This window comes from Phyllobacterium phragmitis, assembly GCF_002980495.1.
Classification (GTDB): Bacteria; Pseudomonadota; Alphaproteobacteria; order Rhizobiales; family Rhizobiaceae; genus Paramesorhizobium; species Paramesorhizobium phragmitis.
In genome coordinates, this window is the sequence record NZ_PVBR01000016.1 from 53,336 (window position 1) to 68,778 (window position 15,443).

General features: G+C 60.4%; 13 protein-coding genes. 3 read left to right on the forward strand and 10 right to left on the reverse strand.

Annotation, left to right across the window (positions count from 1 at the left end; genetic code table 11):
* Positions 1 to 19 precede the first annotated feature (19 nt).
* Positions 20 to 1,393, forward strand: a complete 1,374-nt coding sequence (locus C5748_RS19435; RefSeq protein ID WP_105743595.1) for a glutamate--cysteine ligase — start codon at positions 20 to 22, stop codon at positions 1,391 to 1,393.
* Between the two features lie 250 nt (positions 1,394 to 1,643).
* Here the strand turns inward: C5748_RS19435 and C5748_RS19440 are convergent, their stop codons facing one another.
* Positions 1,644 to 1,946, reverse strand: a complete 303-nt coding sequence (locus C5748_RS19440; RefSeq protein WP_158259898.1) for a DUF1127 domain-containing protein — start codon at positions 1,944 to 1,946, stop codon at positions 1,644 to 1,646.
* 191 nt (positions 1,947 to 2,137) lie between these two features.
* Between C5748_RS19440 and C5748_RS19445 the strand changes: the two genes are divergently transcribed.
* Positions 2,138 to 3,097: a LysR substrate-binding domain-containing protein gene (locus C5748_RS19445; RefSeq protein ID WP_105743597.1), complete on the forward strand. Its 960-nt coding sequence runs from the start codon at positions 2,138 to 2,140 to the stop codon at positions 3,095 to 3,097.
* 24 nt (positions 3,098 to 3,121) lie between these two features.
* On the opposite strand, the gene C5748_RS19450 is transcribed toward C5748_RS19445, so the two are convergent.
* Entirely contained in the window at positions 3,122 to 4,036 is a 915-nt protein-coding gene (locus C5748_RS19450) for a DMT family transporter (RefSeq protein ID WP_245581870.1), read from the reverse strand.
* 151 nt (positions 4,037 to 4,187) lie between these two features.
* Here C5748_RS19450 and xseA point away from each other — a divergent pair, with 151 nt between their 5' ends.
* A complete protein-coding gene (xseA, locus tag C5748_RS19455) occupies positions 4,188 to 5,765 on the forward strand; it encodes an exodeoxyribonuclease VII large subunit (protein WP_105743598.1) in 1,578 nt (525 codons plus the stop codon).
* A 493-nt stretch (positions 5,766 to 6,258) separates the two neighbouring features.
* Here the strand turns inward: xseA and kdgD are convergent, their stop codons facing one another.
* The 8 genes from kdgD to C5748_RS19495 all read right to left on the reverse strand — a co-directional run bounded on the left by kdgD (position 6,259) and on the right by C5748_RS19495 (position 15,438).
* Entirely contained in the window at positions 6,259 to 7,164 is a 906-nt protein-coding gene (gene kdgD / locus C5748_RS19460; protein ID WP_105743599.1) for a 5-dehydro-4-deoxyglucarate dehydratase, read from the reverse strand.
* An 87-nt stretch (positions 7,165 to 7,251) separates the two neighbouring features.
* On the reverse strand, positions 7,252 to 8,463 hold the full coding sequence (locus tag C5748_RS19465) for a pyridoxal phosphate-dependent aminotransferase (RefSeq protein WP_105743600.1): 1,212 nt from the start codon (positions 8,461 to 8,463) through the stop codon (positions 7,252 to 7,254).
* Between the two features lie 70 nt (positions 8,464 to 8,533).
* Positions 8,534 to 10,171 (reverse strand): hydantoinase B/oxoprolinase family protein, encoded by a 1,638-nt coding sequence (locus tag C5748_RS19470; RefSeq protein WP_105743601.1) that lies wholly within the window; start codon positions 10,169 to 10,171, stop codon positions 8,534 to 8,536.
* A gap of 14 nt (positions 10,172 to 10,185) precedes the next feature.
* Positions 10,186 to 12,279 carry a hydantoinase/oxoprolinase family protein gene (locus C5748_RS19475; RefSeq protein ID WP_105743602.1) on the reverse strand — a complete coding sequence of 698 codons (2,094 nt, stop codon included), beginning with the start codon at positions 12,277 to 12,279 and terminating at the stop codon, positions 10,186 to 10,188.
* Between the two features lie 179 nt (positions 12,280 to 12,458).
* The gene (locus C5748_RS19480; RefSeq protein WP_105743603.1) at positions 12,459 to 13,304 is read right to left on the reverse strand and encodes a transporter substrate-binding domain-containing protein; all 846 of its coding nucleotides are present in this window, start codon (positions 13,302 to 13,304) and stop codon (positions 12,459 to 12,461) included.
* A 36-nt stretch (positions 13,305 to 13,340) separates the two neighbouring features.
* Positions 13,341 to 13,991 carry an amino acid ABC transporter permease gene (locus C5748_RS19485; RefSeq protein ID WP_105743604.1) on the reverse strand — a complete coding sequence of 217 codons (651 nt, stop codon included), beginning with the start codon at positions 13,989 to 13,991 and terminating at the stop codon, positions 13,341 to 13,343.
* A 9-nt stretch (positions 13,992 to 14,000) separates the two neighbouring features.
* Positions 14,001 to 14,669 carry an amino acid ABC transporter permease gene (locus C5748_RS19490; protein ID WP_105743605.1) on the reverse strand — a complete coding sequence of 223 codons (669 nt, stop codon included), beginning with the start codon at positions 14,667 to 14,669 and terminating at the stop codon, positions 14,001 to 14,003.
* Positions 14,670 to 14,682: 13 nt separating this feature from the next.
* Complete coding sequence (locus C5748_RS19495; protein ID WP_199194844.1) at positions 14,683 to 15,438, reverse strand: amino acid ABC transporter ATP-binding protein; 756 nt, start codon at positions 15,436 to 15,438, stop codon at positions 14,683 to 14,685.
* Positions 15,439 to 15,443 lie beyond the last annotated feature (5 nt).

Below are 15,443 nucleotides of genomic sequence, written 5' to 3' on the forward strand. Positions count from 1 at the left end.
TTTAGAGAAACGGCAGGGCATGGCGCGCGACACCACGGATGAAACGTCGATCACCTCAACGGACGAACTGGTGTCCTACCTGGCGGCGGGCAACAAGCCGGCAGAGCAATGGCGCATCGGCACCGAACACGAGAAATTTCCGTTCTACACCGCCGACAACAGCCCCGTCCCCTATGAAGGCCCACGCGGCATCCGCGCCATTCTCGAAGGGATGCGGGTCAAGCTCGGCTGGGATCCCATCATCGACGAAGGCAATATCATCGGCCTTGTAGAGCCGACCGGACAAGGCGCGATCTCGCTCGAGCCGGGTGGCCAGTTCGAACTTTCCGGCGCGCCGCTTTCGACCATCCACCAGACCTGCCGCGAGGTGAATGCCCATCTGTCCCAGGTGCGCCAGATCGCCGATCATCTCGGCATTCGCTTCCTCGGCACGGGCGGCAGCCCGAAATGGACGCTGGCGGAAACGCCAATCATGCCGAAATCGCGCTATAAGATCATGACGAACTACATGCCCAAGGTCGGGCATGAGGGTCTCGACATGATGTACCGCACCTGCACGATCCAGGTTAATCTCGATTTCGCGTCGGAAACCGACATGCGCCGCAAGATGCAGGTTTCGATGAAGCTGCAATCGATCGCGACGGCGCTGTTCGCCAGTTCCCCCTTCACCGAGAGCAAGCCGAACGGCCTGCAATCATGGCGCTCGAATATCTGGCGCGATACGGACAACCAGCGTTCCGGCGTTCTGCCCTTCGTCTTCTCGCCGGATTTCGGTTTTGCCGATTATGTCGATTGGGCGCTCGACGTGCCGATGTATTTCGTCCTGCGCGAGGGGCAGTATTACGACGCCACGCATGTGACGTTCCGCCAGTTCATGAATGGCGCTTTGCGCGACGAGGTGCCTGATGGCATGCCGAATATGGGCGACTGGGCCAATCATCTCTCGACGCTTTTCCCGGAAGTGCGGCTGAAGCGTTTTCTCGAAATGCGCGGCGCCGACGGCGGACCGTGGCGGCGCATCTGCGCGCTGCCCGCCTATTGGGTGGGCCTGCTCTATGATGCCGAAGCGCTCAATGCCGCCGAGGATCTGACCCGCGACTGGCAATATGAAGAGGTGCAGGAGCTGCGCGATGCGGTGCCGGCGCAAGGGCTCAACGCCATTTTCCGCAATCGCGCCGTGCGCGATATCGCCCGTGAAACGCTGGAGATTTCACATCTCGGCCTGAAAAACCGCAATCGCCTCAACAGCGACGGCTTCGACGAGACCCATTATCTGGCGCCGCTCGAGGAAATCGTCGCGCGCGGCACGACGGATGCCGAGAAGATGCTGAGCCAGTATCATAGCGTCTGGGGCAGCTCCATCGAGCCGATCTTCCTTGAGTATGCTTATTAGTGAATGGTGAATGGTGAATGGTGAATGGTGAATGGAAAAGGGTGCTATCCGCCAACTCCTGTTCAATATTACTATTTCACAATTCCCTATTCACCATAAAAAAGCCCGGCCGTGAAAGCACGGCCGGGCAGGTGGCAGGCGAAGCCGGGAGGGGATCCGGCTTGTGAATGGGGTGGCCGCCTGCCTTGGGAACTTTGTCTTTGACGCATGTCGTTATCCCGAAACCGGTTCCCACTTTCGGGCGACATGCTTAGAGCGAAATGCTGCGAACCGCCTGCTGCCGGACGCGGGCATCAGCCAGGTCTCCGAGCGCGCTGCTCGGGTCATCCAGATAGGAATAACCGAGAACCGCGTGTAGATCGGAGCGGCTGATGCCGATATCCTTCAGCATGTGATCGTCCAAATCGCCCAATCCGAGGATCGCCGCACGGTTTCGGCGCACGACGAAAAACTTCACCACCATATTGAAGGCGTGCGTGGCCGTCTGCGTCATCATCGCAGCAAAACCGGTCGCGGCAGGCAACTTCACGGTCGTCGTCTTTATCGTCGTCATCGCCGTTCTCCTTGGGGCGCGTGAGCATAAGAAAATCCACCGCACGGAAAGCATTTCCGCACGCTCGTTGCGCAGCTTTTTTTCGAAGCTGCGCGCCTTTTTCGTGAACATGGATGTTATGAGGCAGGCTTATTGATTATTCAAACGAATGTTTCTAATGTTATTGTTCAATATTGATGATGGATAAGCTCATGACCGCCCCGCTCGATCTCGATCAGTTGCAGACCTTCATCGCCATTGCCGATTCCGGCAGCTTCACCCGGGCGGCGAACGTGGTGTTCAAGACCCAGTCGGCCGTTTCGATGCAGATGCGGCGGCTGGAAGAGCGGATCGGCAAGCCGCTGTTCGAGCGCGACGGGCGCACCAACCGGCTGACGGAAGATGGCGAGCGGCTTCTCATCTATGCCAGGCGGATGATCCATCTGAACAGCGAGACCGTTGCCGCCTTCGACGACACGCAGCTCGAAGGCCATGTCCGCATCGGCACGCCGGACGATTATGCAGACCGTTTCCTGCCGGAGATCATGGCGCGGTTCGCCCGCTCCAATCCCCGCGTCGAACTGTCAGTCGTGTGCGAGCCGACCGTCAATCTCGACGAGATGATAAGGCGGGGAACGCTCGATATCGCGCTGGTCACCCAATGCGACGACAAGCGCCGTTCGGAAGTGGTGCGCAGCGAGCCGCTGCTCTGGGTCACATCGGCAAACCATGCCGTCCACGAGCAGGCAGTGCTGCCGCTTGCCGTGGGGCGCCCGACCTGCATATGGCGGCGTTCGGCGACCGACGTGCTCGATACGGCGGGGCGGGATTATCGCATCCTCTTTACCAGCTGGTCGGCAACCGTCCTGGCGGCTGCGGTGCTTTCCGGCCTTGCCGTTTCCATCCTGCCGGAATGCGCGCTGCGCCCCGGAATGCGGGTCCTGGGTGAACCGGAAGGCTTCGGCAAGCTGCCGGAATTCGGGATCGGCATCATGCGCGGCCACAGCAAGCAGACCGCCATCATCGACGCGCTGGCGCAGCATATCATCGAAAGCCTCGACAATATCTCCTCGCCCGCGCAGGCGGGCCTCGCCACATCGGACATCACGCAGCTCACCACCAATGTGCGCACGCGGCGAGTGCGCTCGAGCGAGCTCGTGCCGGGGTGGTAAGCCTTCCACCTTTCCTGGACTTGCTTATCTCTTTCCGCGGATGACGAAAAGATTGCCGGCGAGTACCAAAAGCAGGCCGGCGACGGCAAGCACTGTCCATTGGTAGCCCTCGAGGATGGTCGAGACGATCAGCGCGAAGACCGGAAACATCACCGTCGCGTAGCCGGCGCGGGCGGAGCCGATGCGGCCGAGAAGCGTCAGATATGCGAAGAAGGCCAGCACCGTCGAGACGACCGCCAGGAAGACCAGCGAGCCGAGATATTCGCCGGTCCACGCGACGGTGAAATGCTTGCCGAAAACAACGGCGAGAAATGCAGCCCAAAGGGTGCCGTAGACCATGCCCCAGCCATTCATCGAGATCAGCGGCAGGCCGCGCTTCTGAAGCCGGGCGGAAATCAGGTTTCCCGTGCAGAAGCAGAGCGTTCCGGCGATGCACAGGCCAAGACCGACCAGGGTCTTGCCGGTAAAGCCGTGCGCCTGCATTTCCGGCAGGAACATCAAGGCAATGCCGCCGAAGCCCATCAGCCCGCCGATCAGCGTCCGTGATGATGGCGGTTCGCGCATGACCACCGTCGAGAGCACCAGATTGATGATGGAGGCAAGCGAGAAGACGACCGAGAGAAGACCGCTCACCAGATATTGGGCGCCATAATAGAAGAGCAGGAAATTCGAGGAAAAAAGCAGAACGCCGAGCGCGGCGAAGCCCAGATGATCACGCAAAGCGAATTTCAAGCGCTGTTTGGAGACCACCGCCCAGACCAACATGATGAGCGCCGCAATGAGGAAGCGCCAGACGATGTTGACCTCATTGGCAACGCCGCTTCCCGCCTGAACGCTCAGCGCATACCACGAGAGGCTCCAGGCAAAGACCGTCATTGCGTAGAGCCCATAATCGAAAGGCTCGAAAGCACGGTCCTGCAGGCGAATGGCTTGTTTCAAATCGATGGGATCTGCTGTTGTGTCAGTCGGCATATGGTCCATATCGCGCGGCAAACCTATCACGTCCATTGAATTCATGTGAAGATTGCATCAATGTTAATGATGGGATCTCACTATTGACCTTCCGGACCGGGAGAGCCCCTATAAAGATATGAACGATACGCCCGATTCGACCTCGAACGTCGCCGAATATACCGTCTCCGAGATTTCCGGCGCGCTGAAGCGCACGGTCGAGGACGCTTTCGGCCATGTCCGGGTGCGCGGGGAAATTTCCGGCTATCGCGGGCCGCATTCCTCGGGCCACGCCTATTTCTCGCTCAAGGACGACCGGGCGCGCATCGAGGCGGTGATCTGGCGCGGCAGCATGAGCCGGATGCGCTTCCTGCCCGAGGAAGGCATGGAGGTGATCGCCACCGGCAAGCTCACCACCTATTCCGGCTCGTCGAAATACCAGATCGTCATCGAGCAGATGGAGCCGGCGGGAGCCGGCGCGCTGATGGCGCTTCTCGAAGAGCGCAAGCGCAAGCTCGCCGCCGAAGGCCTGTTCGATGCCGCGGCCAAGCAGCTTTTGCCCTATATGCCGCGCGTCATCGGCGTCATCACCTCGCCGACCGGCGCGGTCATCCGCGACATCATCCACCGCATCACCGACCGCTTCCCCCTCCATGTCATCGTCTGGCCGGTCCGGGTCCAGGGCGACACCTCGGGGCCGGAGGTCGCGGCCGCCATCAGCGGCTTCAATGCGCTTCAGCCGGATGGTCCCCTTCCCCGGCCGGATGTGCTGATCGTCGCGCGCGGCGGCGGGAGCCTGGAGGATCTCTGGGGCTTCAACGATGAAATCGTCGTGCGGACGGTCGCCGCCTCCGATATTCCCGTCATCTCGGCGGTGGGACATGAAACGGATTGGACGCTGATCGACCTTGCCGCCGATATTCGTGCGCCGACGCCGACGGGGGCCGCCGAAATGGCGGTTCCGGTGAAGGCCGATCTGCAGGCGACGGTCGCCTCGCTCGCGGCAAGATTGTCGTCGGGCATGTCACGTTTTCTCAGCCAGCGGCGGCAGACGCAGCGCGCGCTTTCCCGCGCCCTTCCCTCCGCCGATCAGTTTCTGGCGCTGTCGCGCCGGCGGTTCGACGAATCCGCCGCCCGCCTCGGACGGGCGCTCCAGGCAAACACGCAGAAGAAGCGGACGGGTTTCGGCGGTCACGCACGGCAATTGTCGCCGCGTCTCCTGCAGCGCCGCATCACCGAGCGACGGCGCCAGACCGAAACGACGGCCAGCCGCCTGCCGAATTGTCTCAAAGCCTATCTGCGCGAACGGCGCAGCCGCTTTTCCGTGCCTGCCGGACGGCTCTCGCCCGAGCCGATCCGCCGCCACGCCGAACGGGCATATCATGTGCTGGGCCAATTCGATCGCAGGCGCGACCGGGCCGTGCATCTCATTCTCGAAAAACAGAACCGCAGAAGCGGCGAGCTCGAGCGCCTGATGCGAACGCTCTCCTATGAAAGCGTGCTGGAACGCGGCTTCGCCATCGTTTTCGATGCAGCGGGCAATCCGGTGAAACTGGCCGCATCGGTTCATTCCGGCGATGCGCTGGCGCTTCGTTTCCGTGACGGCGACGTACAGACCGTCGCAACCGGCGGGAGCAGACCATCGAGCGAAAGTCGGCCGAGGAAGGCACAGCCGAAACCGGCCAAGACGAGCGGCGGCCAGGGATCGTTGTTCTAAGGGGTGTTTTGCACGGTTGCTTCAAGATCCGGACAGATACGGAGCAGTCCGCTCCGTATCTGTGATCGTTCGACGCAGTGCGTTGCGCCGGAGCCGCCAACCGCAATGATGTTGAAGGGTTATCCTTTGGCAGGGAACGAGGCGTTGCCTGCAGAGCAACACCTCGCACGAGATCATATCTTGGGCGGTCAATGCCTTTTTCGGTAATCTGCCTGAATGAAACAAGCAAGGCTGTGAAGGCGGTGCTTCTCCGCCGTCGGGATGTCGGCTCACATCATTCCGGTTCGCTATGAGAAATGCCGTCCGTACAGGGGACGAAGATGATCGCTGTCGGGCAGATGTGGCGAATCGCCGGCGCATCGTGCGAGCCGAGGGTTTTCAGAGCCATCATGCACGCTGACGATTGGCTGTATGATCGGACACCTGAAACGGCTGTTAAAGCAACAATGCTGTCCGAATTCGGAGACAGCATTGTCGACTTCAAGCGGGTCGATCAGCGCTTGTATTTGCCGATCAGGGCTTCCATCATCCCCATCTCATCGGAAGTGAGATCCTTTAATGGCGGACGCACGGAGCCGGCATCAAAACCCTGCAAGCGCACACCGGCCTTGACGGCCGAAACCGCATACCCCTTGGCACGATTGCGAATGGCCATGAACGGGTAGAAGAACTCGTTGAGGATCGTCTCGCATTTTGTCCGCTCACCCGCCCGCAGCGCCTTGTAGAATTCGATTGCCAGACCTGGGACGAAGTTGAAGACGGCCGAGGAATAGGTGGTGAAGCCCGCGCCAAGATAGGCTTCGGCAAACAGTTCTGCCGTGGGCATACCGCCGAGATAGGTGAGGCGATCGCCCATCTTGGCGGTAATCTGTCGTACGAGCCCGATGTCGCCAGTGCCGTCCTTGAAACCGACGAGGTTCGGGCATTCATCGCAAAGCCGGGCCAGCGTATCCGCCTGAAGGACGGAATTGTCCCGGTTGTAGACCATGACGCCCATGCCGGTTGCCTGGCACACAGCCTTGATATGCCGGTAAAGTCCTTCCTGTGGAGCGTCGATCAGGTAATGCGGGAGCAGCAGGATGCCGTCGGCGCCGGCTTTCTCGACGGACCTGGCGATCGCCACTGCATCCCGGGTCCCGTAGCCGCATCCCGAAACGATCGGCGTCTTGCCCGCGGCTTCCTTGGCAACGCGGACGATTTGCGGAATCTCTTCCGGCGTCAGCGAGAAGAACTCGCCCGTACCCCCGGCCGCGAAAAGCGCGGCCGCCTCGAAGCTGGACAGCCAAGCGACGTGTTCGGCATAGCTTTTTGCGTTGAAGTTCCCTTCGGCATCGAAATGTGTCACGGGGAAAGAAAGGAGACCCGCTCCCAGGACATGCTTCAGTTCTTCTGTTTTCATGGGTTTTACCCTCCTGTTTGGGAAGCTGGGACGGACCCATCCTTCCTGGTTGACTATGTCTGTGATGATTTTGCCCTGGGGCCCGCGCTACCTTCCGGCAGCGAGCGATTGCACCATCGCAGACAGGCGTTCGCAGGCGCTCTCCAGTTGGCGATTGGAGGCTGCGATCGACAATCGGATGAAGCCGGGCGCGCCGAACGCCGCTCCGGGCACGCTGGACAGGCCGAATTCCTGCAGCAGATGGGAGGCCAAAGCAGTGTCGTCGGAGATAAGCTCCCCCGCCAACGTCTTGCGGCCTAGAAGCCTGCCTGCGCCGATGAAGGCATAGAAGGCCCCCTCCGGCGGGGTGAAATCGAGCTCTGCGATGCCGGCAAGCCGATCCGCTACGATCTTTGCGCGTCCGGCAAAGATGCCCGCAGCGTCACGGACAAAGGCCTGGTCACCGGTCAGTGCGGCAAGCGCGGCTGCCTGGGAGACGGTGGAGACTGAAGAGACGCTCTGCGATTGCATCTTGTTCAAGGCAGCGATCAGCGTCTTCGGGCCGGCCGCATAGCCGACACGCCAGCCGGTCATCGCATAGGCTTTGGAGACCCCGTTGACGATCAGCGTGCGATCGCGAAGTTCAGGGCAAGCTTGACCAAAAGAGACGAAGACGACGTCATTCAACAGGATATGTTCGTAGATTTCGTCCGAAACCACCAGCACATGGGGATGGCGGGCCAACACGGCGGCAAGAGCGCGATAATCATGGGTCGAATAGATCGCGCCGGTCGGATTGGAGGGAGAATTCAACATCAGCCAGCGGGTTTTCGGCGTGATAGCGGCTTCAAGCTTTTCAGCCGTGATCTTGAATCCCGTGTCCGGCCCGCACGCAACATAGACCGGCTGACCGCCGTGCAGGGAAACGATATCGCCGTAGGAAACCCAGCAGGGCGTTGGAATGATGACTTCATCGCCCGGCTCAAGCGTTGCCAGAAAGACATCGAACAGGATCTGCTTGGCACCATTTGCCACCATCACCTCATCGACGGAGTATTCCAGCCCGTTCTCGGTCTTGAACTTCTCGACAATTGCCCTTCGCAACGCCTCTGTGCCGGCGGGCGCACCGTAGCGTATGCCGCCGGCGCGGATCGCCGAGCAGGCGGCTTCGGTCACATGAGCCGGCGGCTCAAAATCCGGTTCACCGAGGGAAAGGTCTATAATGTCCCGACCCTCGGCTGTCAGTTTCCTGGCAGCCATGGCTATTGCCATGCTGGGCGACGACTTGATGCCGGCAGCCCGCCTGTTCTCGAAAGTCATCTCAATCTTCCTGTAAATTTCGCGTATTCGAGGCCGGACGAAGCTCTCGCATCGCCCAGCCTCCGGGGGATCACTTCGTCACCACGTAATCGAAATCACGGTCGCGCCGGGCGGCGGCGGCGTCCCGGTCATCGGCAGGTCCATACCCGCCGCCGCCAGGGAGTTGCAGGATCAGCCGACGCCCTGCCGGCACATGTTGACGCCCCTTGGACGACAACACCGTGCCGTCATCGAGCAGCACAGCGCCCGGCGCGCCGTTCTCGCCGCCTTCGCGCCCCCGTGCGGGGTGGTCGACACGATCGAACATGGCGTTGAAATAAATCTCATGCCCCGCCGTTGGCGAAATCTCCACGACCTGGCCCAGACCGCCGCGAAACCGGCCTGCGCCGCCGGAACCGTCCCGCAACTCCTTGCGCCAGAAGATCACGGGACCGACATGCTCGGTGGCCTCGATCGACATGGAATGCACGCCGCTCGGGAAGGCCGTTGCGTTCAGACCGTCGAGTTTCGAGCGCGCGCCCGCGCCACCGCTATTGAACAGCAATACTTCTGCACGCTGTCCTCCGTCTGCCGGAGCGCCTTCTCCCTGCAGTGGCCGCGCACTGACATGAAGATTCCACAGCGCGCCCGCACCTTCGGCGGGAACGCGACCCGGCAGCATTTTGTGGACCGCTCCGAGCACCGCATCTGGAACAAGGTGCCCAAGCACATGACGCACCGAAACCGGAGCCGGGTGCTGCGCATTGAGAATGCAGTCTCGCGGCGCCACCACACGGAACGGCAGCAGCGAGGCATGGTTGTTCGGAATTTCCGGCGCGATCGAGCACTTAAGGCCGTAGCAGGCATAGGCCGCCGAATAGATCAGGGGGCAGTTGATACCCTTCGGGCTTGCGGGCGATGTGCCCTCAAAATCTGCGAGGATGTGGTCGCCCGCCACGTCAAGGCGCACGGCGATGTCGATCGGCGACCCGTAACCATCGACACGCATGACGTTCGAATAGGTCCCTTTCGGCAGGGTTGCCAACCGTTCAAGCGTCGCATCATAACTGCGCTTGAAGATGAAATCGGCAAGGTTCTCCAGATCGGCGAGTTCGAACTCGTCCATCATGTCCATCAGGCGGCGATGGCCGATCTCGTTGCAGGCCGCCAGCGAATAGACATCGCCGACCACCTGATGGCTTTCGCGGACATTGTTGCGAAGAATGTTCACCAGGTCCTTGTTGACCACGCCGCGCTCGGCAAACTTCATGATCGGAACGAAGATGCCTTCCTCGTAGACCTCGTTGGCATCGGGACCAAAGCCGCGGCCGCCGACATCCACGACATGCGCCGTGCAGGCAAAATAGCCGACGAGAGCGCCCTTGCGGAAGCTCGGCGACACGACGGTGAAATCGTGCAGATGGCCGGTGCCCTTCCACGGATCGTTGGTGATGTAGACGTCGCCCTCGAAGATATTCTCCGGACCGATATCACGGATGAAGTGGCCGACAGCTTCCGCCATCGCGTTGACGTGGCCCGGCGTTCCGGTGACGGCCTGGGCGATCATCTTGCCGCCGCGGTTGAAGACCCCGGCGGACAAGTCGCCCGATTCACGCACGCTGGTGCTGAAGGCGGTGCGAATGAGCGTGACCGCCTGTTCCTCGACGACCGAGATCAGCCGGTTCCACATGATCTGCATGTGGACGTCGGAAAGTGCATTGGTTTTCATGGGAAATCCTCCGTTCAAGCGGCTTGCTTGATACGCACGAGCAGGCAGCCATCGGCCTGCATGATGACTTCGCGGCTCGCCGTGATGATGGTCGACGTCTCGCGTTCGGTGATGACGGCGGGGCCCGCGATCCAGTCGCCCGGCTTCATGTCCTGACGCGAAACGACCGATGCCGTCTGGAAGCTGCCTTCCTGCACGTCGAAGATTTCGCGTGTACCGCGGGCGGCGACAGAAGAGGCTGCCTTGCTGGTTTTGCGGATTTTCTGCGGAGGCGTAACTTTGGACGCCGCTCGCAGGGACCAGCTAACGATCTCGACATCGAGACCATCAATGATGCGACCGAAAAACTTTGCGTACTGCTCGTCGAAAAGCTTGCGAAACAGCATACCGTCTGCATCGGAATAGGTCCGCACTTCGATGGTGACCGGAACCTCCCAGCCTTGTCCGACGTAGCGCATGTAGGCCGTGCATTCGAGATCGGGATCGGCGTCCGGAGCGCCGGAACGGACAAACGAGGTCGCTTCCACGATAAGCTCCGAGATCGTCGCATTGATCGCGTCGGCTTCAAAACGACTGAGGCGGCTATAGGCACTGCGAACCGACTCGAACCCGAACGGTGCGCGCAGGAAGCCGATGGCCGAACCGACGCCGGCGCCCGGTGGGATCAGCAGTTCCGACATGCCAAGCTTTTCGCAAAGCCGGGCGGCATGGATCGGCGCGGCGCCGCCAAAGGCGATCATGGTGTACTCTGAGAGCTCCTTGCCGTTCTCCACCGCATGCATGCGGGCGGCATTGCTCATGTTCTCATCGACCATTTCGCTCAGGCCGTAGGCGGCGGTCGCAACGTCCGTGCCGAGCTTTTCGGCAAGGTCGTGCTGCATGGCCCGGTCCGAGGCCGGGCGGTCGAGTTTCATCGCACCGCCTGCGAACTCGTCGGCATCGAGCCTGCCAAGGATGAGATCGGCGTCCGTTACCGTCGGGTTTTCACCGCCGCGGCCATAGCAGGCCGGTCCCGGCTCGGACCCCGCACTGTGCGGGCCGACGCGGATCTGGCGCATGCTGTCGATGGTCGCGATGGAGCCACCGCCGGCGCCGATCTCGACCATTTCGATGACCGGAATGGAAATCGGCATGCCGCTACCCTTCTTGAAGCGATAGGTGCGGGCAACTTCGAATGTTTTGGACGTCTTCGGTGTCTGGCCTTCGATCAGGCATATTTTGGCTGTCGTGCCACCCATGTCATAGGACAGCACCTGGTCGAGGCCATAACTGCCGGCGATATGAGCCGCGAAGATCGCACCGCCGGCCGGTCCTGACTCCAGCAGGCGTACCGGAAACTCGACCGCGCTTTCCACGCTGATAATGCCACCACCCGAATGGATCATGAAGACCGGGCAGCGGGTGCCCTCCTCCGTCAACCTGCCGACGAGGCGGTTGAGGTAAGACGCCATCAGCGGCTTGACGAAAGCGTTGGCGCACACAGTATTGAAGCGCTGGAATTCACGCATCTGCGGCGAGACTTCCGAAGAGATCGACACCGCAATATCCGATTTCCTGGCCAGCAGACGGTCACGCACGATCTTTTCATGAGCGCCGTTCAGGTAGGAATGAATGAAGCCGATCGCCACGCTCTCATAGCCCGCCGCAACGATATGTTCGCAAAGGTCATCGACTTCGGCGAGGTCCAGCGCCTTGAGAACGGAGCCATCCGCGCCTATGCGCTCATCGAGCACGAAACGCTCGTTACGGGCGACCAGCGGCGCGGGCAGGACAATGTCGAGATCATATTGTTCGAACCGGCTTTCGGTGCGCATCTCGATGACGTCGCGGAAGCCCTTGGTGGTGATGAACGCCGTCTTCGCCCCACGCCGCTCGATCAGCGCATTCGTGGCGAGCGTGGTGCCGTGGATGATCGTATCGATATCGCAGAGGTCGACCCCTGCCACCTCGGCGACCTGATGGATGCCCCTGACGATCGCGTTTTCCGGAAAGGAATGATCGGTCAGCACTTTGATCGAATGGAGCTCGATGCCGACCTCCATCGCGACGTCGGTGAAGGTCCCGCCGATATCGACACCTACCCTGATCTGCTTGCCATCTCTCGCCATTTTCTAAAAGTGCTCCATGGTTGAACTGTCATTGTGCCGCGACTGGGAAGGGTTGGATTTCCGACATGCAGCGGCCAATCCCCGCCCGCACAGTCAGGCGGAGGTTGAGAGAACTCTTCAGTTGTTGAAGTTTGTGATGCCCTGCGCGGTTGCCTCAGGCTTCCGCGCAGCGCTCGTTGTTATTGCTTGCCGGTAAAGTCTATGCCCGGCAGCGTGGTCGGAAGCTTGGCGCGATCGACGCCGATCCATTTCTTGTAAAGCTTGTCGAGCGTGCCGTCCGCGGTGCGGCGGTTGACGAAGTCCGTCAGGAACGCCCGCATTTCGTCATCTCCCTTGCGAACGGCCATGCCCTGGAAATTGTCCGCCACCTTGTACTTGCGTTCGTATTCCGCGCTATGTCCCGTCTTTTCGATGACGAGACCGTAGGTCACGCTGCCGAGGATGGCATCGACCTGGCCGGACAGCAGTGACTGAACCGTGGTTGCGTCGTCATCGAAGCGCTTGATCTTCGTGCTCGGCGGAGCGGCCTTGGTCAGGATCGGTTCGAAGACGCTTCCGCGGTTCACACCGATCACATATTGACCGAGATCCTCATTGCCCTTGATCGCCGCGTCTTTCCTGGCCCAGACCGTGATGTCGTTGGAAGAGTACGGGATGACATACTGGATCACCTTTGCGCGCTCTTCCGTAATGGTCATGGAGGGCACCAGGAAGTCGACATTGCTGTTGACGAGCAGCGGGATACGGTTCTGTCCGGTAATGCGCTCGAATTTTGGTTCGACGCCCAATTCCTTTGCGATGAGTTTCGCAACCTCGATGTCGAACCCTTCGCTTTGGCCGTTCTGGTCGATGAAACCCCATGGAAACTGGTCCATCTGGACTCCGATGGTTGCCGAACCCTTGGCCTTGATCTCCTCCGGCGTGATGGCTTCGGCCGAGGTGGCGAAGGACGCTGCTGCCAGAAGGATTGCAGCAAACCCCGCCGAGATCCTGGAACGCGAGACACCCAGTGCTGAATTGAACATGTTTGTACCTCCGGTTGGTTTGTGGCTGTTCGTTTCTTACCGAGCGGCGTTGAGACGCCGTTCGACCCTTGTGCTGAAGTAGGTCAGGGGTAGGCAGATGAAGAAGTATATGAGCCCGACCGCCCCGTAGACCTGCAAGGGTTGGAAGGTGATGTTCGCCATCAGCTGACCCGAGCGGGTCAACTCGGTCAGTCCGAGCAGCGCCGCCAGGGCGGTGCCCTTGATCAGATTGACCAGAAAGCCGATGGTTGCCGGCAGCCCGATGCGGAAGGCCTGGGGGAGAACCACATCGATCATGCGGTGGACATAGCCGATGCCGAGCGCACGGGCGGCTTCACCCTGGCCGTCTGGAACCGCCTGGATGCTGCCGCGCCAGATCTCGCCGAGAAATGCGCTGGCATGCAGCGACAGACCGACCGTCAGGGCAACCCAGACATCCACCTTGAAGCCAAGAAGCGGCAGACCGAAATAGACGAAGAAGAGTTGGACGAGCAACGGCGTGCCCTGGAATATCTGGATGTAAACGGCCATTATTCCGCGCAACACCGTCCAGTTGCTCGTCCGCCCCAGCGCGACCGCAAGGCCCAGAGCACCGCCGAGCGTGAAGGCGAGCAAGGAGAGAACGACCGTCCAGCGGGCGCCTTCAAGAAGGAAGAGAAACTCAGCAAAACCAAATTCACGGATCATCGCGCCGCCTCACTTTGCCGGATAGGAGAAGTAGGTTCTGCCGACGATTTGCAGGGCGACAGAGAAGAATTGCGACAGCAGGAGATAGATGGCGCCAAGCACCAAATAGATTTCGAAGCTCCGGAAGGTTTGCGCATCCAGCGTCTGGGCCATGTAGGTGAGCTCTTCCGCTGACACCGATGCCACGAGGCTTGAATTCAACATCATCAAGATGAACTGGCTGCACAGGGCCGGATAGACCGCACGGATCGCAGGGCGGAACACGATGAAGCGATAGATATCGATCGTGTGCATGCCCAACGCCCTGCCTGCCTCGATCTGTCCTGGCCGGATGGACTGCACTCCCCCCCTGACGATTTCGGCGGCATAGGCCGCGCAGTTAAGGGTCATCGCCAGGATGGCCGCTTCTTCACCGCCGAGCCTTATGCCGAGTGACGGCATGCCGAAGTAGATAAAGAAGACCTGAACCAGAAACGGTGTGTTGCGGATCAGCTCGGTATATCCAACCGCAATCATCCGCACAGGCGGCAGTTTGCTCATGCGCATCAGCACGAAAACAACGCCTAGCATCAGCCCCAGGACCATGGAGATCGCCGAAATCTTGAGCGTCATGATCGCTCCGCTCAACAGCATCGGCCAGGCAGCGAAAACCGGAGCGAAATCGAAGGTATAATGCATCGACTTCCCTCGCTCAGTGATTGAGGATTTGGCTGAGGAACGCTTTTGTGCGCTCGTGGCTCGGGCTACTGAAGAATTCTTCCGGTTTGGCGCTTTCGATTATTTCGCCGCGATCCATGAAGATCACACGGTGGGCGACAGCCCGCGCAAAGCCCATTTCATGGGTGACGCAGATCATCGTGATGCCGTCGTCAGCCAACGAGATCATCGTGTCGAGTACCTCCTTGACCATTTCGGGATCCAACGCAGAGGTCGGCTCGTCGAAAAGCATGATTTTGGGATCCATGCACAATGCCCGAGCGATGGCGACGCGCTGTTGCTGGCCCCCTGATAGCTGCGCCGGATATTTCGACGCCTGCTCCGCGATGTGAACGCGCTCCAGATAGCGCATGGCCTTCTCTTTTGCCGCGGCGACAGAGGTCCTCCGCACCCTGCGCTGAGCCAGCATGCAGTTATTGAGAACGGTCAGGTGGGGGAAGAGATTGAACTGCTGAAAGACCATGCCGACATCGCGGCGAATATGGTCGGCGTTTGCGCCCTTCTGGCTGAGCTGCGTACCATTGACGCTGATCACCCCTTCATGGATCTCTTCCAGATGATTGATGCATCGGATCAGCGTCGACTTGCCCGAACCGGAGGGCCCGCAAAGAACGATATGTTCGCCGGTGGCGACGTTCAGGTTTATGCCCTTCAGCACCTGCAAGGCGCCGTACCATTTGTTGACGCCGATCATCTCGATGGCTTTTTGCGACATCCTGTTTTCGCCCATTGCTA